General features: G+C 66.3%; 25 protein-coding genes and 1 pseudogene. 12 read left to right on the forward strand and 14 right to left on the reverse strand.

What is annotated here, in order from left to right:
- Window positions 1-30: 30 nt before the first annotated feature.
- Together sigB and H7K34_RS16155 are read right to left on the reverse strand one after the other, a co-directional pair.
- Window positions 31-993, reverse strand: a complete 963-nt coding sequence (gene sigB, locus H7K34_RS16150; RefSeq protein ID WP_108920061.1) for a sigma-70 family RNA polymerase sigma factor SigB — start codon at window positions 991-993, stop codon at window positions 31-33.
- 150 nt (window positions 994-1143) lie between these two features.
- Window positions 1144-1599: a DUF3099 domain-containing protein gene (locus H7K34_RS16155; protein WP_264063016.1), complete on the reverse strand. Its 456-nt coding sequence runs from the start codon at window positions 1597-1599 to the stop codon at window positions 1144-1146.
- 45 nt (window positions 1600-1644) lie between these two features.
- On the opposite strand from H7K34_RS16155, the gene H7K34_RS16160 reads away from it, so the two are divergent.
- Window positions 1645-1884: a DUF3039 domain-containing protein gene (locus H7K34_RS16160; protein ID WP_108920062.1), complete on the forward strand. Its 240-nt coding sequence runs from the start codon at window positions 1645-1647 to the stop codon at window positions 1882-1884.
- Here the strand turns inward: H7K34_RS16160 and H7K34_RS16165 are convergent, their stop codons facing one another.
- A complete protein-coding gene (locus tag H7K34_RS16165; protein ID WP_264063018.1) occupies window positions 1885-2889 on the reverse strand; it encodes a YihY/virulence factor BrkB family protein in 1005 nt (334 codons plus the stop codon).
- A gap of 66 nt (window positions 2890-2955) precedes the next feature.
- Entirely contained in the window at window positions 2956-3132 is a 177-nt protein-coding gene (locus H7K34_RS27055; RefSeq protein ID WP_108920122.1) for a DUF7455 domain-containing protein, read from the reverse strand.
- 129 nt (window positions 3133-3261) lie between these two features.
- Here H7K34_RS27055 and H7K34_RS16170 point away from each other — a divergent pair, with 129 nt between their 5' ends.
- Window positions 3262-3636, forward strand: a complete 375-nt coding sequence (locus tag H7K34_RS16170; protein WP_264063020.1) for a DUF952 domain-containing protein — start codon at window positions 3262-3264, stop codon at window positions 3634-3636.
- Here H7K34_RS16170 and H7K34_RS16175 read toward each other — a convergent pair.
- From H7K34_RS16175 to ppgK, 3 genes are all read right to left on the reverse strand, one after another.
- Entirely contained in the window at window positions 3621-3998 is a 378-nt protein-coding gene (locus tag H7K34_RS16175) for a RidA family protein (protein WP_264063021.1), read from the reverse strand. The two genes, H7K34_RS16170 and H7K34_RS16175, sit on opposite strands and share 16 nt — an antisense overlap.
- Before the next feature lie 119 nt (window positions 3999-4117).
- A complete protein-coding gene (locus H7K34_RS16180) occupies window positions 4118-5653 on the reverse strand; it encodes an RNA polymerase sigma factor (protein ID WP_264063022.1) in 1536 nt (511 codons plus the stop codon).
- 176 nt (window positions 5654-5829) lie between these two features.
- Window positions 5830-6639, reverse strand: coding sequence for a polyphosphate--glucose phosphotransferase (gene ppgK / locus H7K34_RS16185; RefSeq protein WP_264063023.1), 810 nt, complete (start codon window positions 6637-6639; stop codon window positions 5830-5832).
- A 134-nt stretch (window positions 6640-6773) separates the two neighbouring features.
- Between ppgK and H7K34_RS16190 the strand changes: the two genes are divergently transcribed.
- Entirely contained in the window at window positions 6774-7652 is an 879-nt protein-coding gene (locus H7K34_RS16190) for an inositol monophosphatase family protein (RefSeq protein ID WP_264063579.1), read from the forward strand.
- Window position 7653: 1 nt separating this feature from the next.
- Here H7K34_RS16190 and H7K34_RS16195 read toward each other — a convergent pair.
- Window positions 7654-8236: pseudogene (locus H7K34_RS16195) on the reverse strand (envelope integrity protein Cei).
- A 182-nt stretch (window positions 8237-8418) separates the two neighbouring features.
- On the opposite strand from H7K34_RS16195, the gene H7K34_RS16200 reads away from it, so the two are divergent.
- A complete protein-coding gene (locus H7K34_RS16200; RefSeq protein WP_036468275.1) occupies window positions 8419-8721 on the forward strand; it encodes a DUF4193 domain-containing protein in 303 nt (100 codons plus the stop codon).
- Between the two features lie 9 nt (window positions 8722-8730).
- Here the strand turns inward: H7K34_RS16200 and H7K34_RS16205 are convergent, their stop codons facing one another.
- Window positions 8731-9210 (reverse strand): DUF3093 domain-containing protein, encoded by a 480-nt coding sequence (locus tag H7K34_RS16205; RefSeq protein WP_108920080.1) that lies wholly within the window; start codon window positions 9208-9210, stop codon window positions 8731-8733.
- A gap of 25 nt (window positions 9211-9235) precedes the next feature.
- Here H7K34_RS16205 and dut point away from each other — a divergent pair, with 25 nt between their 5' ends.
- Together dut and H7K34_RS16215 are read left to right on the forward strand one after the other, a co-directional pair.
- Window positions 9236-9700, forward strand: a complete 465-nt coding sequence (dut, locus tag H7K34_RS16210) for a dUTP diphosphatase (protein WP_264063024.1) — start codon at window positions 9236-9238, stop codon at window positions 9698-9700.
- Complete coding sequence (locus H7K34_RS16215; protein ID WP_264063025.1) at window positions 9700-10434, forward strand: DUF3710 domain-containing protein; 735 nt, start codon at window positions 9700-9702, stop codon at window positions 10432-10434. The genes dut and H7K34_RS16215 overlap by 1 nt, the downstream gene beginning before the upstream one ends.
- 16 nt (window positions 10435-10450) lie before the next feature.
- On the opposite strand, the gene H7K34_RS16220 is transcribed toward H7K34_RS16215, so the two are convergent.
- Window positions 10451-11149, reverse strand: coding sequence for an alpha/beta hydrolase (locus H7K34_RS16220; RefSeq protein WP_264063026.1), 699 nt, complete (start codon window positions 11147-11149; stop codon window positions 10451-10453).
- A gap of 140 nt (window positions 11150-11289) precedes the next feature.
- Between H7K34_RS16220 and H7K34_RS16225 the strand changes: the two genes are divergently transcribed.
- Entirely contained in the window at window positions 11290-11658 is a 369-nt protein-coding gene (locus H7K34_RS16225) for an OB-fold nucleic acid binding domain-containing protein (protein WP_108920084.1), read from the forward strand.
- A complete protein-coding gene (locus H7K34_RS16230; protein WP_264063028.1) occupies window positions 11655-12338 on the forward strand; it encodes a DUF3159 domain-containing protein in 684 nt (227 codons plus the stop codon). The genes H7K34_RS16225 and H7K34_RS16230 overlap by 4 nt, the downstream gene beginning before the upstream one ends.
- Here H7K34_RS16230 and H7K34_RS16235 read toward each other — a convergent pair.
- Together H7K34_RS16235 and H7K34_RS16240 are read right to left on the reverse strand one after the other, a co-directional pair.
- A complete protein-coding gene (locus H7K34_RS16235; RefSeq protein WP_264063029.1) occupies window positions 12335-13012 on the reverse strand; it encodes a potassium channel family protein in 678 nt (225 codons plus the stop codon). The genes H7K34_RS16230 and H7K34_RS16235 overlap by 4 nt on opposite strands.
- Window positions 13013-13049: 37 nt before the next feature.
- Entirely contained in the window at window positions 13050-13733 is a 684-nt protein-coding gene (locus tag H7K34_RS16240; RefSeq protein ID WP_108920086.1) for a potassium channel family protein, read from the reverse strand.
- Window positions 13734-13866: 133 nt separating this feature from the next.
- Between H7K34_RS16240 and H7K34_RS16245 the strand changes: the two genes are divergently transcribed.
- The 4 genes from H7K34_RS16245 to dxs all read left to right on the forward strand — a co-directional run bounded on the left by H7K34_RS16245 (window position 13867) and on the right by dxs (window position 20670).
- Window positions 13867-15861 carry an APC family permease gene (locus tag H7K34_RS16245; protein ID WP_108920087.1) on the forward strand — a complete coding sequence of 665 codons (1995 nt, stop codon included), beginning with the start codon at window positions 13867-13869 and terminating at the stop codon, window positions 15859-15861.
- Window positions 15862-15891: 30 nt separating this feature from the next.
- Complete coding sequence (locus tag H7K34_RS16250) at window positions 15892-17094, forward strand: class I SAM-dependent RNA methyltransferase (RefSeq protein ID WP_264063580.1); 1203 nt, start codon at window positions 15892-15894, stop codon at window positions 17092-17094.
- A 161-nt stretch (window positions 17095-17255) separates the two neighbouring features.
- The gene (locus H7K34_RS16255) at window positions 17256-18719 is read left to right on the forward strand and encodes a cation:proton antiporter domain-containing protein (RefSeq protein ID WP_264063031.1); all 1464 of its coding nucleotides are present in this window, start codon (window positions 17256-17258) and stop codon (window positions 18717-18719) included.
- 37 nt (window positions 18720-18756) lie between these two features.
- Entirely contained in the window at window positions 18757-20670 is a 1914-nt protein-coding gene (dxs, locus tag H7K34_RS16260; RefSeq protein ID WP_264063033.1) for a 1-deoxy-D-xylulose-5-phosphate synthase, read from the forward strand.
- On the opposite strand, the gene H7K34_RS16265 is transcribed toward dxs, so the two are convergent.
- Together H7K34_RS16265 and H7K34_RS16270 are read right to left on the reverse strand one after the other, a co-directional pair.
- The gene (locus H7K34_RS16265; RefSeq protein WP_264063034.1) at window positions 20667-21959 is read right to left on the reverse strand and encodes a ribonuclease D; all 1293 of its coding nucleotides are present in this window, start codon (window positions 21957-21959) and stop codon (window positions 20667-20669) included. The genes dxs and H7K34_RS16265 overlap by 4 nt on opposite strands.
- Before the next feature lies 1 nt (window position 21960).
- Entirely contained in the window at window positions 21961-22596 is a 636-nt protein-coding gene (locus H7K34_RS16270) for a DUF3000 domain-containing protein (protein WP_264063035.1), read from the reverse strand.
- Between the last annotated feature and the right edge of the window lie 11 nt (window positions 22597-22607).

Consider the following 22607-nt stretch of genomic DNA (forward strand, 5'->3'; position numbering starts at 1 on the left):
TACTGTCCTGCTGCTGGGCCGGGTGCCGGCTTAACTGGCGTACGAGCGCAGCCGATCGGCGCGTTCTCCGTTACGGAGCTTGGCCATCACGTCGCGCTCGATCTGACGAACCCGCTCGCGGGACAGGCCGAACAGCTTGCCGATCTGATCCAGCGTTCGCGGCTGGCCGTCGTCCAGACCGAAGCGCAACCGGATCACCTGGTGCTCCCGCTCGTCGAGAGTGGCGAGCACGCTGCGGATATCGGTGTGCAGCAGCTCGGCGATCACCGCGTTCTCCGCGGACATCGCTTCGGCGTCCTCGATGAAATCGCCCAGCGGGGCTTCTTCCTCGGAGCCGACCGGCATGTCCAGGCTTACCGGGTCGCGGCTGTGCTCGAGCAGATCATTGATCTTCTCGACCGGGATTCCGGACTCGGCGGCCAGTTCGTCGTCGGTGGCCTCACGGCCGAGGTTCTGGTGCATTTCGCGCTTGATCCGCGCCAGCTTGTTGACCTGCTCGACGAGGTGAACGGGCAGCCGGATGGTGCGGCTCTGGTCGGCCATACCGCGGGTGATGGCCTGACGGATCCACCACGTGGCATACGTCGAGAACTTGAATCCCTTTGTGTAATCGAACTTCTCCATCGCGCGGATCAGCCCGAGGTTGCCCTCCTGGATCAGGTCGAGCAACGGCATCCCGCGGCCGGTGTAGCGCTTGGCCAACGACACCACCAGACGCAGGTTCGCTTCCAGCAGGTGACGGCGCGCCGCCTGACCATCACGCGAGATGGCCGCCAGATCGCGTTTGCGGTTCTCGCCGAGACGCTTCCGCGTCGCGAGCAGATGCTCGGCATATAACCCGGCCTCGATGCGCTTCGCGAGTTCGACTTCGTCCGCGGCGGTCAGCAGCGCCGTCTTCCCGATGCCGTTCAGATATACGCGCACGAGATCCGCTGCAGGGCTCTGAGCATCTAGATCGCTGGTGTCGAACCTGCCTGTGATGGCATTCGCCATGGCGGCCTCCCGATTGGCTTTGTAGCTGTCATGGTGTTTAACGACATATCAGCTCTGAGAGTTCCCGCCCCGCCGTCATCTCACACGCTTTGACGTGCAGAAATGTGCCGACGACCTGAGAATGTCCTGAGAAGTGCGTTCAGTGGCCAGTCAGCCGGAACTGGCGTCGTACCCGTGACCCCGGTTGTACTCGGAACTGGGGTCGTAGTCGCGGCCCGGAGAACCCGGGGGTGGCTGCCGCCGCGCCTCGAGTGCCGGCCGCTCGGCCGTCGGGAACAACGGCGTGCGCCGAGTGGCATCGTCGAACCGCCGGGGCTCGTCGCGGCGGCGGGGCGGCCGATCGTTGGCGATCAGTACGGCCATCCAGGGCAGCGGGATGGACGCCGCAACGATGGCCAGTGAAATCAGGCCGTTGTGCCAGGCGCCGTAGGCGAAGGCGGCCAGCAACAGTGCGGGAATCCGGAAGGCCATCAGCGTCAGGTATTTACGCACCCGGGCGCGATGCTGCTCTTCGTACGAAGGTTCGGCGGCGGTGATGAGCACCGGCCGGCCGTCGTCGTCGAACCCCAATTCCGGGCCGCGCTTCATTCTTCCACTGTCCCACATCCGCCGGATTCCGGTTGGGCCACCTTGGCAGGCACAATATGAGGTATGCAGACCCAGACGATCGAACGCACCGATACCGACGAACGCGTCGACGACGGGACCGGCAGCGACACTCCCAAGTACTTCCACTACGTCAAGAAGGACAAGATCGCCGAGAGCGCGGTCATGGGTAACCATGTGGTCGCGCTGTGCGGCGAGGTTTTCCCCGTGACGAAGGCCGCCAAGCCGGGATCGCCGGTCTGTCCGGATTGCAAGAAGATTTACGAGCAGCTCAAGAAGAGCTGATCAGGTCGGCGGCTCTGCCGACGCGGGATCGCGTTCTTGCGTTGCGGGATTGGTCGTCACCGGATTCGATAAAACCTCCGCCGTCCGCTTCAGGGCGGGTGAACGCGAGAACAACCAATTGCGCAGCCGGTGGGCGTGTGTCCGGGGCGCGGGGAATTCTTCCTGGATCGCCGCATTGAGCTCGGCGCCGAGCATGATCGCGAACCCGCCGAAGAACGCGAACAACAGAAACGCGATCGGCGTGGACAGCGCGCCGTAGGTGTAGCCGGTGCTGGTGATCCACCGCAAATAGACGCGCAGGCCCAGCGTCGCGGTCACGAACACGAAGGTAGCCAGGACGGCGCCCAAGACGAGCCGATGTGTGGGCAGCGGCTCCGGCAGCGACACCCGGTACAAGATGACGACCCCGGTCATCAGCCCGAGCACCAGCGCCGGGTAGTAGCCGTAGTGCAGGACGTTGGCGAGGCCATCGGGGATGTGTTCGGACACTTTGCGCGGGCCCACCACCAGTACCGGTGCGGCCACGACCGTGGACACCAGCCCGACCACGTAGAGAAACAGCGCGAACAGCCGCTGTCGCACCGGGTGGCGCAGCGGCGTCTGGTCATGCGCCTCGACCACGGAATCGACGAATGAGGAGACCGCCGACGAGCCCGCCCATAGCGATAGCAGAAAGCCGAGCGAGACCACCTCGCCGCGGGCATGCGCCGTGATGTCACGGACTGTGGGTTCGATGATCTCGTTGACGACGCTGGACGAGAAGAGACTGTGGGCCGCCGAGATCGCGCTCTTCTCGATGCTGGGCAGTGCGTCCGGCCCGAACAGCGGCGCCACATAGGCCAGGCTGCCCAGCATTCCCAACAGCAGCGGAGGCGTAGAGAGCGCCGACCAAAAACCAGCCTGCGCGGACTCGGAAAAGATCGAGTCATCCCAGCTTTTGGTCAGGGTCCGCAACGCAATTCGCCAAATGTGATGGCGCGACGGCTTTACGGTTTGCTCGCTCATATCGGTCCAGCATTACCGATCGGTGCGCCCACACCCCACATTGTGACTGGGCGAGTTTCGCTGGACCTAGCTTGCGCTGACCTCCAACACGGCGGCGAGCTCAACAAGCTTGGCCTCGTGTTCGTTAGCGTGATGCTGGCAGAAGAGAAGTTCGGCTCCAGAAGGCAGCTTGGCGCGTACGCGAGCTGCAGCACCGCAGCGGTCAGCTCTAGTCAGCTCGGGACTTGTCAGAGTTGCGTTCATTGGCTTCTCCGTTCTCTTGTATCCACTTTCTCAGACGTTCGGCGTTTTCGCGTTGTTCCCCGATCGTTATCGGGTGTGTCGTTTCTCACGACCTGTAAACGTTTGGTTTCAACGGGCTTCCTAGAGTTAATGACTGTGACCATCGCTGCTGACCTGCTTGTACATCTGTGTGGAATCGAAGAGTGGTCCGACGCCCAGCGGCGGGGTGAAATCCGCCCCGAGGGCACCGCGGTGTTCATCCATCTGTCGGCGCCCGAGCAGGTACATCTGCCGGCCAACCGGCTCTTCTGTGGGCGCCAGGATTTGGTGCTGCTGCACATCGACCCGGGTTTGCTGGACTCGCCCGTGCGTTGGGAGCCGGGTGTGCCGACAGATCCGGAGGCGATGCTGTTCCCGCACCTGTACGGACCGCTGCCGCTCGCCGCTGTGAAAAAGGTCACGGAGTATTTGCCGGGGCCCGGGGGAACGTTTGCGCCCGTCGTAACTACTCACGACCCGACGTAGGCGTCGGCTTCGATCTCCACCAGCAATTCGGGTGCGATCAGCGCCGAGACTTCGACCATGGTCGCCACGGGACGTATTTCCCCGAAGGCCCGCGCGTGCGCCGCCGCCACCTCGCGCCACCGCGAAATGTCGGTCACGTACATGCGGGTGCGGACCACGTCGGTCAGCGAAGCGCCCGCCTCTTGGAGCGCAATCTCGATGCGGCGCAAGGCGTCTTGGGCTTGCGCGACGATGTCACCGGCAGGCCCGGTGCCGGTCGTGCCGGCGACCGCCACGTACGGGCCTACTCGCACCGCGCGCGAGTAGCCGACTGTCGATTCGAAGTCGGATCCGGACGAGACGAGCACGCGGTTGGCGGACATCGGGTCACCCTACGACGATGCCCATGGCCGGCGCACCTGATTTTCGCTGTGGCAAACCAAATTCCGGCGCACCGAGGCTAGCCGAGCTTGTGCGGCAACAGGTCTGGCGAAAGCGCGCGTTAGTCGAGGTAGTCGCGCAACACCTGGGAGCGGCTGGGGTGGCGCAACTTCGACATGGTCTTGGATTCGATCTGGCGAATGCGCTCGCGGGTCACTCCGTAGACCTGGCCGATCTCGTCGAGGGTACGAGGCTGGCCGTCGGTAAGACCGAAGCGCAGCCGTACTACGCCGGCTTCGCGCTCCGATAGCGTCTCGAGCACCGACTGCAGCTGGTCTTGCAACAACGTGAAGGACACCGCGTCGACGGCCACGACCGCTTCGCTGTCTTCGATGAAGTCACCAAGCTGGCTGTCGCCCTCATCGCCGATGGTCTGGTCCAGCGAGATGGGTTCACGCGCGTACTGCTGGATCTCCAGCACCTTCTCCGGCGTGATGTCCATTTCCTTGGCCAGCTCTTCAGGCGTGGGCTCGCGGCCCAGATCCTGCAGCAGCTCGCGCTGAATGCGGCCCAGCTTGTTGATCACCTCGACCATGTGCACCGGGATGCGGATGGTGCGCGCCTGGTCGGCCATGGCGCGGGTGATCGCCTGGCGAATCCACCACGTCGCGTAGGTGGAGAACTTGTATCCCTTGGTGTAGTCGAACTTCTCGACGGCGCGGATCAGACCCAGATTGCCTTCCTGGATCAGGTCGAGGAAGGCCATCCCGCGACCGGTGTAGCGCTTGGCCAGCGAAACCACCAGCCGCAAGTTGGCTTCCAGCAGATGGTTTTTGGCGCGGTCGCCGTCGCGGCAGATCCACATCATGTCGCGACGCTGCGCGGCGGGCAGCTTGTCGCCGCGCTCGGCGTGCTCGGCCATCAGCTGAGTGCCGTACAGACCGGCTTCGATCCGCTTCGCCAGTTCGACTTCTTCCTCTGCGTTAAGCAGCGCGACCTTACCGATTTGCTTCAGGTATGCGCGTACCGAGTCCGCGGAGGCGGTGAGTTCCGCGTCCTTGCGGGCTTGCCGCAGCGCCTCGGATTCGTCTTCGTCCCAGACGAAATCGCCGGACGCCTTGTCCTTTTCGGAGGGCTCGGCGATCTCTTCCTCTTCTTCGGCCGGCGCCTTTTTCGCGGCAGGTTTCGCGGCGCTCGCGGTGTCCTCGGCTTCGTCATCCCCATCGCTGTCGCCGGCGTCGTCGTCCCCATCGCCGTCGGACGCGACGTCGTCTTCCAGGTCGTCGAGGCTGAGGTCGCTGTCGATGTCGATGTCCTCGCCGGGCTCACCTTCGAGGTCGGGTTCCGTGTCGAGTTCCTCGGCGGCGTTCTCGTCGACGCCCTCGACGTTGTCGTCGTCTCCGGCGCCCTTGGATGCGGCTTTGGTACCGCGACCCGATGGCGCCTTGCCCGCGGCCTTGGCGGGGGTACGGGCCTTCTTCGGGGCGCCACCGTCGGTGTCGTCGGCGGGGTGAGTGCCCGGTGCCTCAGTCTTCGTCGCACGCTTGGCCGGCGCGGTGCCATTGGCGGCCTTTGCCGCGGGCCGCTTAGCGGGGGTCTTCGTGGCGGTGCGTTTCACCGGCTCATCGGTTGCCGGGCTGGTCTTAGTCGCTGCCACTTACACCCCTTCGGTTGGATTCACTATCGGTGGGTTTGGGCATGGTTAACCGAAAGTGTCTGCTATGTCGAATGTCGGCGTTGGTACCAGCGTGACTGCTCGCACGCTATCTGTCGGGCGGTCGCCGTGAACCATTGTAACGACAACGCGCGCTCGTACCGCCCTAGCGGGGAAATTCAGTGCGTTACGTCCGCGGTCGACGCCATCGCGGCGCCGACTATCCCGGCGGAATTGAGCAATGCCGCCGCCACCACCGGGGTGCGGTTTTCGAGCAGCGGCACCCATTGGTCGGCTTTCCGGCTGATGCCGCCGCCGGCGATGAACAGGTCCGGCCAGATCAGGTTTTCGATCGCGATCAGCACCCTGGTCACCTCTTTCGTCCAGCGCCGGTAGCTCCATTCGTTCTTGTCTTTGATCGACGACGCCGCGCGCTCCTCGGCTTCTTTGCCACCGACTTCGAGATGGCCGAACTCGGTGTTGGGGATCAATTTCCCGTTGTGGATCAGGGCGGACCCGATTCCGGTTCCGAAGGTCAGCAAAACGACCAAACCGGAGTTGTTCCTGCCGGCTCCGTAGCGCTCTTCGGCGAGCCCCGCCGCGTCGGCATCGTTGAGAACGGTGACCTGCTGGCCGTCCAGCTTGGAGCTGATCACGTCGCGCGCGTTGGTCCCGATCCAGGCGCGGTCCACATTGGCGGCCGTCCGGACGATGCCGTCGGTAACGACGCCTGGGTAGGTCACGCCCAGCGGGCCGGTCCACCCGAATTCCTTGACGACCTCGGCGATGGTCTTGGCAACGGCCGACGGCGTGGCGGGTTGCGGTGTCAGCAGTTTGATCCGGTCCCCGATCAACAGTCCGTTGTCCAGGTCGACGATGCCGCCTTTGATTCCGCTGCCGCCGACGTCGATGCCGAATCCACGTCGCTGCGGCGTACCGGAGGCCGCCCCGGCATCGGGGGTATCGGTGGCCGATTCGGTGCTGGTCATCGAAATCTCCTTGGCGAGATTTGGGCTGTTTCACACCATAGGGCAGCGAAGCGGTTGCGGTCGGGCAATACGAGGGGGGACTCGCCGCGCTGCGCGGTGGTGGGCGACTGTGATGCGATAGACCGGTGACGCGAGTGCCCCCACCCGCCGGCGGTGCAGAGCCCGCCGGGCTGCGCTTAGTGGCCGAAACGCTAGCCGCCGAAGCCGCCGAGTTCGTGAGGTCGCGGCGCGCCGAGGTGTTCGGTGCTCACGCGGGCGCGACCGACAGTGGCGCGGTGCGGTCCAAAAGCACATCGACCGATCCGGTGACGGTGGTCGACACCGAGACCGAACGGCTGCTGCGCGATCGGTTGGCCGAATTACGGCCCGGTGACCCGATTCTCGGGGAAGAGGGCGGCGGGCCCGCGGAGAAGGCCGCAGACACTGACGCGGTCACCTGGGTGCTCGACCCCATCGACGGCACGGTGAATTTCGTCTACGGCATCCCGGCTTATGCGGTGTCGGTCGGGGCGCAGCGCAACGGCGTGTCAGTGGCCGGCGCGGTCGCCGACGTCGTCGGAGGCCGGGTCTATTCCGCGGCCACAGGTCTCGGCGCGCATTTCATCGACGAGCAGGGGACGCACCCGCTGCGGTGCGCCGATGTCGACGAATTGTCGATGGCCTTGCTGGGCACCGGCTTTGGGTATTCGATCGCGCGCCGCACCACCCAGGCGGCGCTGCTGGCGCAGCTGCTGCCATTGGTTCGCGACGTGCGGCGCATCGGTTCCGCGGCGCTGGACTTGTGCATGGTCGCGGCGGGGCGGCTGGACGCCTACTACGAGCACGGGCTGCAGGTGTGGGATCGCGCGGCGGGTGCACTGATCGCAGCCGAGGCTGGAGCGCGGGTGTTGGTGCCGCCGCCCGACGAGCAGGTCGGCGGCGCCGGACTGGTGGTTGCGGTCGCACCCGGAATCGCCGACGAACTGCTGGCGGCCCTGCGGCAATTCAACGGCCTCGCGCCAATCGCGGACTGAATCAGCAGCTGCTGGCGTGAATCTTCGACAACAGCGACGGATCTGACGATCCGATGGCACCGGGGCGCAGGCTGGCGAGCACCGAGTCGATGTCGTCATTGTGGGCCAGTGCGTTGAATTCCGTGCCGACGGCCAGGTCGACGGAGTCGTCGGCACGGCTGTCGTTGAACAGCTCGCTGCACGGCGCAACCAGCCACACCGCGGCGGCGGTGGCCTGTCCGGCCGTACCGAAGCGGATCTGGCCCTGGCAGGTCAGACGGGTGCCGGCGTAGACCGGGTCGTTGGCCGCTGGCGTTGAGGACGCGGACCTTGGTGTCGGCGAGTTTTGCGGGCATCACGTCGGCCATTGCACTGCGCGACATTTGCTCGCCGATTTGGGCCGGCGCCGACCCGGTCGGCTGCGGGGGCGGGTTGCACGCTTCGACTTCGTGAACTTTCGCGGGTCGCGTCAGCGCCACGGTCCACGCGACGCCCGTCACCGCCACCAGGAAGACCAGCACGACAATGGCAGGTCGGGGATTGCGCCGCCGAAAGGGCCGACCATGCTTGTCGAAGGCTGTACCCTCGGTGATTTGTGCGACCACAGCTGCACTCTAGCCGCACACTAAATCCACTGTTTGAAGGCGAATACGAGGGTCAATTCAGGGGTGTGAGGTAAATCACAACCGAATCGACCGGGATACGGGCACGAATCATTTGGTGGATGCGTTCGACGCTGGTACAAAGCGTTGCTTGAGGTAACGCAGGCATGTGAGGGGATTGGACGATGCCTACCGACTATGACGCTCCACGGCGGACCGAAACGGACGACGTTTCGGAAGACTCGCTGGAGGAGTTGAAAGCTCGACGCAACGAGGCGGCGTCGGCTGTTGTTGACGTGGACGAATCCGAGTCCGCCGAGAACTTCGAACTGCCTGGTGCCGACCTGTCCGGCGAGGAGCTATCAGTTCGGGTCATCCCGAAACAAGCTGACGAGTTCACCTGCTCAAGCTGCTTTCTGGTGCAACACCGCAGTCGACTTGCCAGCGAGAAGAACGGTGTGATGATTTGCACCGACTGCGCAGCCTGATAGCCGCACCTAGCTTGTCAGGGCCGACAGCACCCGCTCGGGGTGACGGCAGCTCACCATCCAGTACGGCGTCGGGTCGTCTGGGTCATCGAGGACCAGCAAAATCATCGGTCCGACCCATGCGCGATGCAGCACATACGCCGCGGGATCGAGCTGACGCCCCAGTGCCGCCGACTTCGCCGACGGCGCTATCTGAGCGGATCGGGCGATCACGGTGATCGGCAGATGGGCATCGGCGGCCCACAGTTGCACCACACCGTCGGCGGAGGCGGTGACTCGGATTTCGACGTGGCCCAGCCACAGCAGCGCGCCGGTGGCCACGAGGAACAGCACCACGAACGGCAGCCAGTCGGGGAGTGCCCTGACACCGAGATTGACTTCGACAGCAATCAGCGTCGCTAGCGCGAACGCCGGTGGCCACCACCACCATGGGACCCACAGTCGCTCGCGATATCGCACGCTGTGCGGCGCGACACGCGTACCGGACACGCGGTCAAGGGTAGTCTGTGGCCCCGTGTCGACCAGTCTGGCCATTGTCCGCCTCGACCCCGAGCTCCCGCTGCCCAGTCGGGCACACGACGGTGACGCGGGGGTTGATCTCTACAGCGCCGAAGATCTCCGGCTGGACCCGGGGCAACGCGCCCTGGTACGGACGGGTTTGGCTGTCGCCATCCCCTTCGGAATGGTCGGCTTGGTGCACCCGCGCTCGGGATTGGCTGCGCGGGTTGGACTTTCGATCGTCAATAGCCCGGGTACCGTCGACGCCGGCTATCGGGGCGAGATCAAGGTTGCGCTGATCAACCTCGACCCGGCCGAGCCGATCGTGGTGCACCGTGGCGATCGGATCGCCCAGTTGCTGGTGCAGCGGGTCGAGTTGGTCGAGTTGGTCGAGGTCGCGTCGTTCGACGAGGCCGGGCTGGCCGAAACATCCCGTGGCGACGGTGGCCACGGTTCCTCCGGCGGACATGCGAGTTTGTGATGGCATTCGGAAAATCGGGCAAAGACGATAGCGACAAGCCGGTAGCGCCAGAGGCTGCGGCCGACCCCGTCGATGACGAGTTCGACGACGATCTGGAGGGGCCGTTCGACATCGACGACTTCGACGACCCGTCGGTCGCCGAGCTGGCCCGGCTCGACTTGGGCTCGGTCCTGATCCCGATGCCGGAAGCCGGCCAGCTGCAGGTCGAGCTGACCGAGACCGGCGTGCCGAGCGCCGTGTGGGTCGTCACGCCCAACGGCCGGTTCACGATCGCCGCCTACGCCGCCCCCAAGACGGGCGGCCTGTGGCGTGAGGTGGCCGGCGAGCTTGCCGACTCGCTGCGCAAGGATTCGGCTCAAGTCAGCATCAAAGACGGCCCGTGGGGTCGCGAGGTGGTCGGCACCGCGACGGGAGTGGTGCGCTTCATCGGTGTCGACGGCTACCGATGGATGATCCGCTGCGTGATCAACGGAGCGCACGAGACCATGGAGGCGCTCGAGCAGGAGGCGCGTTCGGCGTTGGCGGACACCGTGGTTCGCCGCGGTGACACCCCGCTGCCGGTGCGCACGCCGCTGGCCGTGAACCTTCCCGAGCCAATGGCCGAGCAGCTGCGTCAGGCCGCCGTGGAACAGGCCGAGGCGCAGCAGCAGGAGCAGCCGCCCAACGATCCGGCCGCGCGCCGCAGCGTGGACGGATCGGCTATGCAACAGTTGCGCACCACCACCGGCGGTTAGCCGCCGGTTGGAACAACTACGCGTCGGCCAGTGCGGCCAGGCAGGCCGCCCCGAGCGCGGCGCTGTCCGCGCCGATCTGATCGAGCGTCACCGTCCGCAACCCCGCACGCGGTGCGGCGGCGACCCAGTCGACACCGGCCTGCAGCGGATGAATCGGATCGTCGACCGCGGCCGCCACGCCGAGAGGCGCGGCCAGTTTGTGGAGTTCGTCACAGCTCGGTGCGACGTAGGCGGCGGCTTCGTCCATGGCGTCGGGCAGCAGCGGCCATTGGGCAAGCCAGGACCGAGTCAGCTCCTCGGCTAGCCAGACCGGGCTGGACGCCTGCATCTGTGCGGTCGTCGCGGCCAGACCGTCGGCGCGTAGCTGGGATGCCGAATACCGCGCCGCAAGGGCGGCCGGCGCCGACCCGGGGGCCCCCGCCCAGGCCGGCAGCGCGGCCAGCACGGCGACGGTCTGACCTGGATGTGCGAGCGCCCACGCGGCTGCCACCGCGGCTCCGATCGAGATTCCGCCGACGGCGATCCGACCGTCGCGCGCCGCGTCATCCAATGCGGACAGGTAGCCATCGACCAATCGGTCCGGGCGCGGCGCGGGGGTCACCAACCGGGCGCCGGCATTGCGCAACGGCCCGGAAAACGCCCGATTGACGTATACGTCGTCGGACCCGGTCCCGGGCAAGAGCACGGTCGTGACACCGCGCAAATCGACACCCACGCCCCGATACTGCCCGGCCGGGACAAGCAGCCCAAAATCACGGTTTCGATCCGGTTGGCGCCGGGGAACCAAGAGGTCTACGGTGTCCGTTGGCATAGATGAAAGCACCGCGGCTTTTTCGCCAATTGTCAGGAGTGAGCATGGGGGCTCAGGGTTATTTACGCCGCCTCACCCGTCGGTTGACGGAGGACCCGGAGCAACTTGATTCCGAGGAGTTGTCGGACGAGGTTGCGAGTACCGGTGCGCAGCGCGTCATCGATTGCGAACGTGGCCAGGAGGTCACGATGGTAGGCACGCTGCGCAGCGTGGAATGTAACGGCAAGGGCTGCGCGGGCGGTGTCAAGGCCGAACTGTTCGACGGCAGTGACACCGTGACCCTGGTGTGGTTGGGACAGCGCCGCATTCCCGGCATCGACTCGGGCCGCACTTTGCGGGTGCGGGGCCGGATGGGCAAGCTGGAGAACGGAACAAAGGCCATCTACAACCCGCATTATGAAATTCAACGTTGACCCTGCCCAGTAATACGTCGAATCGCATCAGTCCAGAACGCCTGCTGAGCCAGCTAGGCGGGGTCAGTGGTGTCATCTACTCGTCGCTGCCCGTCGTGATCTTTGTGGCCGTTTCCAGCCTGTCGGGCCTACTGCCCGCAATCGGCGCGGCGCTCGGGGTGGCCGCGCTGGTCTTGGTGTGGCGGCTGATTCGGCGGGATTCCATCCAGCCGGCGTTTTCCGGGTTCGCCGGCGTCGCCGTCTGTGCGCTGATCGCTTACATCGTCGGGGAATCCAAGGGCTATTTCTTGCTCGGCATCTGGATCTCGCTGCTGTGGGCGGTCGTGTTCGCGGTGTCCGTGGTGATCCGCCGTCCGCTGGTTGGCTACGCGTGGAGCTGGGCCACCGGGCGGGATCGGGGCTGGCGCAACGTGGCCCGGGCCGTCTACGCGTTCGACGTCGCCTCGCTGTGCTGGGTGCTGGTCTTCGGCGCGCGGTTCGGGGTTCAGCTACTGCTGTACGACGCGGGTCAGACCGGCTGGCTGGCCGCGGCGCGCATCGGGATGGGCTGGCCGCTGACCGCGGTGGCAGCGCTGGTGACCTATGTGACGATCAGGGCCGCGCAGCGTGCGATCGCCGGCGCCGCCGATGATTTCGACCCCGCCGCCGTCGCGTTCGACGCCGACACCGTCGGCGACTAGTTCGCGGGCGGCGCGGCCGCCGGCAACAGCAGTTTGCGCAAATCCTCTTCCGCCTCGGTGACCGAGACGAAGAGCAACTCGTCGCCGCCTTCCAGCGGCTCGTCGGCCTCCGGCACGATCACGCGCGGCCCGCGCAGGATGGTGACCAGCGCGACGTCCCGGGGCGGCTCGAGCCGGCGTACCGGCTTGCCGCCCCAGGGCGTGTCGTCGGGCAGGGTGATCTCGACCAGGTTGGCCTGACCCCGCCGGAATTCCATCAGGCGCACCAAATCTCCCACGGCGACGGCTTCTTCGATCAGTGACGCCAGCATCCGCGGGGTGGACACCGCCACGTCGACGCCCCAGGCGTCGGTGAACAGCCATTCGTTTCGGGGGTCGTTGACCCGGGCCACCACCCGGGGCACCGCGAACTCGGTCTTGGCCAGCAGGCTGAGCACCACATTGACCTTGTCGTCACCGGTCGCGGCGACCACCACGTCGAAATCCTCGAGGTGCACCGACTCCAGCAGGCTCAGTTCGCAGGCGTCGCCAAGGCGCCAGTGCGCGGACGGGATCGCGTCGACGTCGACGTGCTCGGGGTTGCGTTCGATCAGGGTGACGTCGTGGTTGTTCTCGATGAGCTCGCGGGTGACCGAGCGGCCGACTGCGCCGGCACCGGCGACAGCTACCTTCATGTGTGCCGCTCCTTAGTCGTGGTCGGGCGGCTCGGGATCAATGCCCCGCTCCCGAATCGATGTCCTCGCTGGGCGGCAGCGCGGCAATGGCCACCGCCTCGGCTGCCCGGCCGGATATCGCGGCGATGTAGACCTGATCGCCGGCCTGGATGACAGTCTTGGGTTCGGGCAAGATGCCGGTGCCGAAGCGGATCAAAAATGCCACGCGCGCGCCGGTGGCCTGCTCGAGATCGGTGGCCCGGCGGCCCACCCAGTCCTCCTGCAGGACGACCTCAGCCACGGCGACAGTTCCGGTGGGGTCGCGCCACTTGGCGGTCTCGCTCTCCCGGGTCAACGCGTTGAGCAGGCGATCGGTGGTCCACGGCACGGTGGCGATCGTCGGGATGCCGAGGCGTTCATAGACCTCGGCGCGCTTGGCGTCGTAAATGCGGGCCACCACCCGGTTAACGCCGAACGTCTCGCGAGCAAGTCGAGCCGAGATGATGTTGGAGTTGTCCCCGGATGACACCGCGGCGAACGCGTCGGCCTCCTCGATGCCCGCTTTCAGCAGCACATCCCGGTCGAAGCCCTGGCCCAGCACCCGTTCTCCGGCGAACTCCGGGCTCAGCCTGTTGAACGCCGAGCTGTCGCGGTCGATCACCGCGACATCGTGGCCAATTCGGGACAACCCGTCGGACAGGGAAGAGCCCACCCGGCCGCATCCCATCACAACCACCCGCACGTCAGGTCCTCTCGGCTGATCGGAGTATGTGTCATTTCATCGGCAAACTTCGTTGGCCAGCCGATATCCGTCGGGAATATTGTCGCCCAGGGAACGCTACCGGCACGGCCCGTTGCGCTTACTCTTGGCTCTCGTGTCCAAACTTTCAACCGCAGCGCGCCGGTTGCTGATTGGCCGGCCCCAACGCAGCGACCGGCTGAGCCACACCCTGCTGCCTAAGCGCATCGCCTTGCCGGTGTTTGCTTCCGACGCACTGTCCTCGGTGGCGTATGCGCCCGAGGAAATCTTTTTGATGCTCTCGGTGGCCGGAGCGGCCGCTTACGCCCTGACGCCGTGGATCGGTCTCGCGGTGGCCGCGGTCATGCTGGTGGTGGTGGCCAGCTACCGGCAGAACGTGCATGCCTACCCGTCCGGCGGTGGCGACTACGAGGTGGTCACCACGAACCTGGGCGAGACCGCCGGACTCGTGGTGGCCAGTGCCCTGATGGTGGATTACGTTCTCACGGTTGCTGTTTCGACTTCGTCGGCGATGGCGAACATCGGCTCCGCGGTCCCGATCGTCGCGCAGAACAAAGTGTGGTTCTGTGTGGTCGCCATCGTGTTGGTGACGGCGTTGAACCTACGTGGCATCCGCGAGTCCGGGGTGGCCTTCGCGATCCCGACTTATGCGTTCATCGTCGGCGTCGTCGTGATGATCGGGTGGGGGCTGATCCGGATTTTTGTGCTGGGCAATCCTTTGCGGGCCGAATCCGCCGGCTTCCAGATGCACGCCGAGCACGGCCAGATCGTCGGTTTCGCGTTCGCGTTCCTGCTGGCCCGCTCGTTCTCGTCGGGCTGCGCGGCGCTGACCGGTGTCGAGGCAATCAGCAACGGGGTGCCGGCGTTCGAGAAACCCAAGTCGCGCAACGCCGCAACGACTCTGTTGATGCTGGGCGTGATCGCGGTGACATTGCTGATGGGCATCATCGTGCTGGCCCAACAGATCCACGTGCAGCTGGTCGACGATCCGGCCACCCAGCTGACCGGCGCCCCGGCCGGCTACATGCAGAAGACGCTGGTCACGCAGCTGGCGCAGACCGTGTTCGGTAACTTCCGCATCGGGTTCCTGCTCATCGCCACCGTGACCGCGCTGATCTTGGTGTTGGCGGCCAACACCGCGTTCAACGGGTTCCCAGTGCTGGGCTCGGTGCTGGCGCAGCACAGTTACCTGCCGCGTCAGTTGCACACCCGCGGCGACCGCCTGGCGTTTTCCAACGGAATTCTGTTCCTGTCGGCGGCGGCGCTGGCGTTCGTCATCGCGTTCCGCGGTGAGGTGACCGCGCTGATCCAGCTCTACATCGTCGGCGTGTTCATATCGTTCACACTGAGCCAAATCGGGATGGTCCGGCACTGGACTCGGTTGTTGCGCACCGAGACCGACCCCAGGGCGCGGGCCAAGATGGTGCGCTCACGTGTGATCAATACGGTCGGCTTGCTGTCCACCGGAGCGGTGCTGCTGGTGGTGCTGGTCACCAAATTCTTTGCCGGAGCATGGATCGCGATCGTCGCGATGAGTGCGCTGTTCGTCGTCATGAAGTTGATCCGCAAGCACTACGACACCGTTGGCCGGGAACTCGAAGAGCAAGCCGCCGCCCAGCACGACGTGGTGCTGCCCAGTCGTAACCACGCGTTGGTGCTGGTGTCGAAGCTGCATCTGCCGACCCTGCGGGCATTGGCTTACGCGCGTGCGACCCGTCCCGACGCGCTCGAGGCCGTCACGGTCAGTGTGGATGACGTGGAAACCCGTGCGCTGGTCCATGATTGGGAGAAGAGTGAAATCAGCGTCCCGCTGAAGGTCATCGCCTCTCCATACCGCGACATCACCCGTCCGGTGCTCGACTATGTGAAACGAGTCGCCAAAGAGTCACCGCGCACCGTGGTGACGGTGTTCATCCCGGAGTATGTCGTCGGCCACTGGTGGGAGCAGGTGCTGCACAACCAAAGCGCCCTCAGGCTCAAGGGACGTCTGCTTTTCATGCCCAACGTTATGGTCACTTCGGTTCCCTGGCAGTTGAATTCGTCGGAGCGACTGCAGATGCTGCAGCCGCACGCGGCTCCCGGCGATGCCCGTCGCGGCATCTTCGACTAAAGCGAATATGTCGTGAGTGCCGAAGCATCGCTGCCCCCCGCTGGCGGGGAGCTGACGCTGGTGACCGGTGCTCCGGCCAACGGCGGCAGCTGCGTGGCTCACCACGAAGGCCGGGTGGTGTTCGTGCGCTACGCCTTGCCCGGTGAGCGAGTACGGGCCCGAGTCACGGCTGATCGCGGATCCTATTGGCACGCAGAGGTTATTGAGGTTATCGAGCCGTCGGCGGATCGGACCGAGTCGCTGTGCCCGATAGCCGGGGTGGACGGCTCCGGTTGTTGCGATCTGGCCTTCGCCACCCCGGACGCGGTTCGGGCGCTCAAGGCGCAGGTGGTGTCGAATCAGTTGGAACGGTTGGGCGGATATCACTGGAGCGGTGCGGCGGAACCGCTTTCGGATTCCGGCCCCACCGGCTGGCGCACCCGGGTGCGCCTGGAGGTGGGCTCCGACGGCCGCCCCGGGTTTCACCGCTACCACAGCGACGAGCTGGTGGCCGACCTGCGCTGCGCGCAGTTGCCGCCGGGAATGCTGGACGAACTGGCGCAAGCATGTTCTGCGGCTGATCTGTCGCCGACCGCGCAGCTGCACGTCGCGATCGACGATGACGGCCAGCGCCATGTGGTGCGCACTCTGCGCCACGGCGGGCGGACGACGACCAATGTGGTGCAGGGTGACTACGAGGCAACCCATCGGGTGGGGCCGCGCAGTTGGCAGGTGCCGGTGACCGCGTTCTGGCAGGCGCACCGCGACGCGGCGCGCGTCTGCAGCGCTCTGGTTGCCGACTGGGCACAGCCCGGCACCGGCATGCGGGTGTGGGATCTCTACGGCGGCGTAGGCGTTTTCGCCGCCGCTTTGGGCGATGCGGTGGGGGAGTCCGGGCGGGTGCTCACCGTCGACACCTCCCGCGCGTCGACGCGGGCCGCTCGCGCCGCACTGGTCGATCTGCCGCAGGTGGACATCGTCACCGATTCGGTGCGCCGCGCGGTGTCGGCTCAGCGAAGCGGTGCCGACGTGGTCGTGCTGGATCCACCGCGTTCGGGCGCCGGGCGCGATGTCATCGACCTGCTCGCCGCGGCCGGCGTGCCACGGGTCGTGCACATCGGCTGCGAGGCAGCATCTTTCGCCCGCGACATCGGCCTGTACCTCGGTCGTGGCTATACGGTCGAGAAGATCAGGGTGTTCGATGCGTTTCCGCTGACGCATCACACCGAATGCGTGGCGCTGCTGACCCGCTAGGAAGTATCCGTAACCGAATGCGTCTGCGGTGATTCCCGCGACAGGCTAAACTCCGTCGCGGTGTGCCGGGAAGTCTGGTCGGCAATGTCGTTGTCGACCAACCGAAAGGTTCGAGTGCTTACCAACCAAGAACGGTCCCTGACTGTCGAAGGGCCGCCATCGTGAACGAGACTATCCATTACGCGTTGATCGTCTTGTTCTGCAGCGCCGTCGGTTTGGTCGCGGTCTTGGCGAACCGGCTGACCGAACGAGTCAAAATCCCGGTGGCCCTGCTCGTGCTGGTCGGAGCGGCCATGGTGGTGCACACCGTGCCCGCGGTGCAGTCACCGTCCGAGCCGACCGTCGAGCGGCTGATCACCATCGCGCTGGTACTGGTGTTGTTCGACGGCGGAATGCACATCGGGCCTTCGCGCTTCCGCGCGGCGATTGTCCCGATCCTGTCGGTCGGCGTGGTGGGCACCGCCCTCACCGCCGCCGGCGCGGCACTGATGCTGCACTACGCGTGCGGAATCGGTTGGTTCCCTGCGTTGCTGGTGGCCACAGCCGTGGCGCCCACCGATCCGGCTGTGGTCTTCTCAGTCCTGGGCAAACGCGAGATTTCTGGTCGCAGTAGCACCATCCTGGAGGGCGAGTCCGGCGCCAATGATCCAGTCGGCATCTCGTTGATGGTCAGCCTGATCGCCGCCGGTGGCCTCAGTGCAGCCGGCTTCGCCAGCGTCGGAGCCCAATTCGCCCTGCAAATGGCGATCGGTCTGGCGGTCGGGGTCGTCGGCGGTCGCGCCCTACTCGTGTTCATGCGGCGCGTGGCATTGCCGAGCGAAAGCCTGTATTCGCTACGCACGTTGGCATGCTGCCTGATGCTGTACGGCATCGCCACCCTTGCGCACGGCTCGGGATTTCTGGCGGTATTCGTCGCCGGCATCGTGATCGGCGACGCTCGCGCGCCCTACAAGCCGGATATCAAGCGATTCCACGCTGCCTTGGCCGGTCTGGCTGAAATCGTCGCGTTTGCCGTGCTGGGTTTAACTGTCGACCTCAACGTGCTCGCCCATCCCGACGTGTGGATTCCCGGGCTACTCCTCGGGGTGGCCCTGACAGTGGTGATTCGGCCGTTGGCGGTGGGCTCCTGCCTGATTCCGGTCCAGCTGCAACGAAACGAACGCATCTTCATCCTCGCCGCCGGGCTCAAGGGCGCGGTGCCGATCCTGTTAGGTGAGTTCTTGCGCGCTGCCCACGTCGCCGACGCCGAACGTTTGTACGGCATCGTGGTCGTGGTCGTCGTCTTCTCCGTTCTGGTGCAAGGCAGCTCCGTGCCCGGTATCGCAAAACTGTTGTGCCTGCCCATGCGTACCGTCGAGACGCAGCCATGGGAGATCGGTGTCCGGCTCGCGGATGAACCGCAGGGGATCCACCGCTTCAGCGTTGTCTCCGGGTCCGCTGCCCAGGGTTGCACGGTCGAACGTCTCGGTGACCGCGTCGGTGACATTTGGGTGAGCATCGTCGTCCGCGCCACCGGCCTGGTGCCGGTTCGGGGTGACACCGAACTTCAGGCCGGCGACGAGGTCGTGGTGCTGGCGGACCCCGAACTTCGTGACACCCTTGCCGAACTGTTCGACCCCTCGTAGGGAGCCACATCCGGCGTTGGCTGCGTAGACTGTCGTGATGCTCGAACAGATCCGCGGGCCTGCCGATCTGCAGCCCCTTTCACAGCAGCAGCTCCGCGATCTGGCCTCCGAGATCCGCGAGTTCCTGATCCACCAGGTGGCTGCGACCGGGGGGCACCTGGGACCCAACCTCGGCGTGGTCGAGCTGACGCTGGCGCTGCACCGGGTGTTCGACTCGCCGCACGATCCGATCATCTTCGACACCGGCCACCAGGCCTATGTGCACAAGATGCTGACCGGCCGCTGCCAGGACTTCGAGACGCTGCGCAAAAAGGGCGGCCTGTCGGGGTATCCGTCGCGCAGCGAAAGCGAGCACGACTGGGTGGAGTCCAGCCACGCCAGCGCGGCGTTGTCGTACGCCGACGGCCTGGCCAAGGCGTTCGAGCTGACCGGGCATCGCAACCGGCACGTGGTCGCGGTGGTCGGCGACGGCGCGCTGACCGGCGGCATGTGCTGGGAGGCGCTGAACAACATCGCGGCGTCCGGTCGTCCGGTCGTCATCGTCGTCAACGACAACGGTCGCAGCTACGCACCCACGATCGGCGGCGTTGCCGACCACCTGGCCATGCTGCGGCTGCAGCCGGCGTACGAGCACGTGCTGGAAAAGGGCCGTGACGTGGTGCGGGCGATGCCGCTGATCGGCGAGATCTGCTACCACTTCATGCACAGCGTCAAGGCGGGCATCAAGGACTCGCTGGCACCGCAGCTGATGTTCACCGATCTTGGGCTGAAGTATGTCGGCCCGGTCGACGGTCACGACGAACGCGCCGTGGAGGCCGCGCTGCGCCGGGCCCGCGGTTTTGGCGGCCCGGTGATCGTGCACGTCGCCACCCGCAAGGGCATGGGCTACGCCCCGGCCGTGGCCGACGAGGCCGAGCAGATGCACTCCACCTCGCCGATCGACCCGGTCACCGGCCAGGCCACCAAGATCCCCGGCCCGGGCTGGACCGCGACCTTCTCCGAGGCGCTGATCGGCTACGCCAGAAAGCGCCGCGACATCGTGGCGATCACGGCCGCGATGCCCGGCCCGACCGGGCTGACGGCGTTCGGGCAACGTTTCCCGGATCGGCTGTTCGACGTCGGCATCGCCGAACAGCATGCGATGACGTCGGCGGCTGGGCTGGCGATGGGCGGGATGCACCCGGTGGTGGCCATCTACTCGACGTTCCTCAACCGGGCGTTCGACCAGATCATGATGGACGTGGCGCTGCACAAGCTACCCGTCACCCTGGTGCTCGACCGTGCCGGGGTCACCGGTTCCGACGGCGCGAGCCACAACGGCATGTGGGATCTGTCGATGCTGAACATTGTGCCCGGCATGCGGGTGGCCGCCCCGCGCGACGCTGCCCGGCTGCGCGAGGAACTCGGCGAGGCGCTCGACGTGAACGACGGCCCGACGGCGCTACGGTTCCCCAAAGGTGATGTGGGCGAAGATATTCCGGCCTTGGAACGGCGATCCGGATCTGATGTGCTCGCGGTACCCGCCGGTGGGCTGAACCACGATGTGCTGCTAGTCGCCGTCGGCGCATTCGCCTCGATGGCGCTGGCTGTGGCCAAGCGACTGCACAACCAGGGGATCGGTGTGACCGTGATCGATCCGCGTTGGGTGTTGCCGGTGTCCGACGGTGTTCTCGAACTGGCGGGGCAGCACAAACTGCTTGTCACGCTGGAGGACAACGGCGTCAACGGCGGTGTGGGGTCAGCGATTTCGGCCGCGCTGCGCCACGCCGAGATCGACATGCCATGCCGCGACGTCGGCCTGCGCCAGGACTTCTACGAGCACGCCTCCCGCGGCGAGGTGTTGGCCGACCTCGGGCTGACCGACCAGGATGTGGCCCGCCGCATCACCGGTTGGGTTGCTGCACTGGGCAGTTACGAATCCGAAGCCGAGATCCGCGAGCACCTCGACTAGCTGTCGGTGCGCTCGGCCTCGGGTGGCGGCTGCAGTGCCGTCGCCAGCACGGGGTCGACGAGTTCACGTTGCCAGTCCCTCGCGTGGCCGGCGCACAAGAATCCTTCGACAGCCTCGACCGGGTCCGCCGCGCCCTCCCAGTCCCAGCACAGTCGGCGCACCAAGTCGGGCGAGACCAGGTTCTCCGTCGGCACATTCACCCGCTCCGACAGCTCCGACAGCCCGGCGCGGGCCGCCTCCAGCCGGGCGGCTGCCTCCGGCTTGCGTCTGCTCCAGCGCGCCGGCGGCGGCGGCCCGTTCGGCGGCTCGGCGTCTTCGGGTGGATCCTTGCTGTCGCGGGCGGTCTGCAGCGCGCCCAACCACGTTGCCGCGCTGCGCCGTTGGTTTCGCCCGCCGAACACGGGCAGCGCTATCAGGTCTTCGACGGTCTTCGGGTTGGCGATGGCGGCGTCGATGATCGCCGAGTCCGGCAGGATGCGCCGCGGGGCGATGTCGCGCCGCGCCGCGATGCTGTCGCGTGTCGTCCACATTTCGCGCACCGCGGCCAGGCCGCGCCGGTCCCGTACCTTATGGATGCCCGACGTTCGCCGCCAGCGGTCGCGCCGCGGCGCGACCTCCTTGCTGCCCACGACCCGCAAATGATCGAATTCCTGTGCAGCCCAATCGCTTTTGCCTTGCTCGGCCAGCTCGGCGGCGATGGCGGCGCGGAGTTCGACGAGCAGTTCGACGTCGAGGGCCGCGTAGTTGAGCCATTCCGCGGGCAGCGGGCGCTTGGACCAGTCGGCCGCGCCATGACCTTTGACCAGACCATGACCCAGCAGCCGCTCGGTCATCGCCGCCAGGTTCACCCGCTCGAACCCAGCCAGCCGTCCCGCGAGCTCGGTGTCGTACAGCGCGGGCGGTCGCATGCCGACCTCGGCCAGACAGGGCAGGTCCTGATCGGCCGCGTGCAGAATCCATTCGTCTTGGCTGAGCACGTCGGCGACGGGCCGCAGCGCCGTCAGGGGATCGGCACCGTGGCTGACCGGGTCGATGAGCACGGTGCCCGCGCCGGTGCGCCGAATCTGGATCAGGTAGGCCCGATTGGAGTAGCGGAATCCCGACGCCCGCTCGGCGTCCACCGCGAATGGGCCATGCCCGCGGTCCAGGAGTCGCGCGGCATCGGCGATCTCGCCGACACTCACCGAGAGATCGGGTACTCCGTCGGCCGGGCGCAGAAGTGGTGTGGATTCGGGTTCAGTGCTGCCGGGCACGTTGCTGTCGGGCCCATCGGACCCCGGCTCAGACATGTCAGGCGCGTGACCGCGAGCTCAAGTCGGTGACCCCGGTCGGCGGTAGGCCTGCGGCGTGTTCGAGCACCTCGCAAAACGCCTCGACATGCCCGCCGACGGCGGGTGAGGTGGCCGTCCATGAGGCCCGCAGCTCGAGCTGGTGCGCCCGCGGCGGCCCGGAGATGTCGCCGTAGCGCACCGATGTGGTGGCGGTGACGGTGCCACCCAGAGCTGTGACCTGGTCAGTCCGGGCTTCCAGCGCGTCGACGAGCCAGCTCCACGCCACCTCCGGCAGCAGGGGATCGACGGCTTCGCTGGAGTCCAGGTCGGCTTGGATGTAGGCGACCAGGCGCATGGTGCCGTCCCAGGCGTCCGCGCCGTCCGGGTCGTGCAGCAGGATCAACCGGCCGAACGCGTCGCCTTCTGACCGCTCGGGAACGATCTCGAGGTCGGGATGTTTGACTTCGGCGCCCAGCGCGTAGCTGAAGGGGGCCAGGCGCTGCGGCGGCCGGATCGGGCCCAACTCGATCTCCGGCCGTGCGTTGACGGCGTTCATTGCCGCCACCGCCTCGCGGAATGGGGCCGGTTCGACTGAGGTCATTGGCGCCACTCCTCCTCGTCGCGCCCGCTCCGCATCGTCGTAGGCGCGGGTCACAGCGTTCGACG

It is taken from the genome of Mycobacterium montefiorense, assembly GCF_025823255.1.
Taxonomy (GTDB): domain Bacteria; phylum Actinomycetota; class Actinomycetes; order Mycobacteriales; family Mycobacteriaceae; genus Mycobacterium; species Mycobacterium montefiorense.

What these genes read in the sequence shown, in the direction of transcription:
- H7K34_RS16265 (WP_264063034.1), bottom strand. Translation starts at nt 21,959, where the DNA reads ATGTCTGAGCCGGGGTCCGATGGGCCCGACAGCAACGTGCCCGGCAGC.
- H7K34_RS16175 (WP_264063021.1), bottom strand. Translation starts at nt 3,998, where the DNA reads ATGTCCGCCAACCGCGTGCTCGTCTCGTCCGGATCCGACTTCGAATCG.
- H7K34_RS16200 (WP_036468275.1), top strand. Translation starts at nt 8,419, where the DNA reads ATGCCTACCGACTATGACGCTCCACGGCGGACCGAAACGGACGACGTT.
- dxs (WP_264063033.1), top strand. Translation starts at nt 18,757, where the DNA reads ATGCTCGAACAGATCCGCGGGCCTGCCGATCTGCAGCCCCTTTCACAG.
- H7K34_RS16165 (WP_264063018.1), bottom strand. Translation starts at nt 2,889, where the DNA reads ATGAGCGAGCAAACCGTAAAGCCGTCGCGCCATCACATTTGGCGAATT.
- H7K34_RS16235 (WP_264063029.1), bottom strand. Translation starts at nt 13,012, where the DNA reads ATGAAGGTAGCTGTCGCCGGTGCCGGCGCAGTCGGCCGCTCGGTCACC.
- H7K34_RS27055 (WP_108920122.1), bottom strand. Translation starts at nt 3,132, where the DNA reads ATGAACGCAACTCTGACAAGTCCCGAGCTGACTAGAGCTGACCGCTGC.
- H7K34_RS16170 (WP_264063020.1), top strand. Translation starts at nt 3,262, where the DNA reads ATGACTGTGACCATCGCTGCTGACCTGCTTGTACATCTGTGTGGAATC.
- H7K34_RS16225 (WP_108920084.1), top strand. Translation starts at nt 11,290, where the DNA reads ATGGGGGCTCAGGGTTATTTACGCCGCCTCACCCGTCGGTTGACGGAG.
- H7K34_RS16215 (WP_264063025.1), top strand. Translation starts at nt 9,700, where the DNA reads ATGGCATTCGGAAAATCGGGCAAAGACGATAGCGACAAGCCGGTAGCG.
- sigB (WP_108920061.1), bottom strand. Translation starts at nt 993, where the DNA reads ATGGCGAATGCCATCACAGGCAGGTTCGACACCAGCGATCTAGATGCT.
- H7K34_RS16155 (WP_264063016.1), bottom strand. Translation starts at nt 1,599, where the DNA reads ATGTGGGACAGTGGAAGAATGAAGCGCGGCCCGGAATTGGGGTTCGAC.
- ppgK (WP_264063023.1), bottom strand. Translation starts at nt 6,639, where the DNA reads ATGACCAGCACCGAATCGGCCACCGATACCCCCGATGCCGGGGCGGCC.
- H7K34_RS16160 (WP_108920062.1), top strand. Translation starts at nt 1,645, where the DNA reads ATGCAGACCCAGACGATCGAACGCACCGATACCGACGAACGCGTCGAC.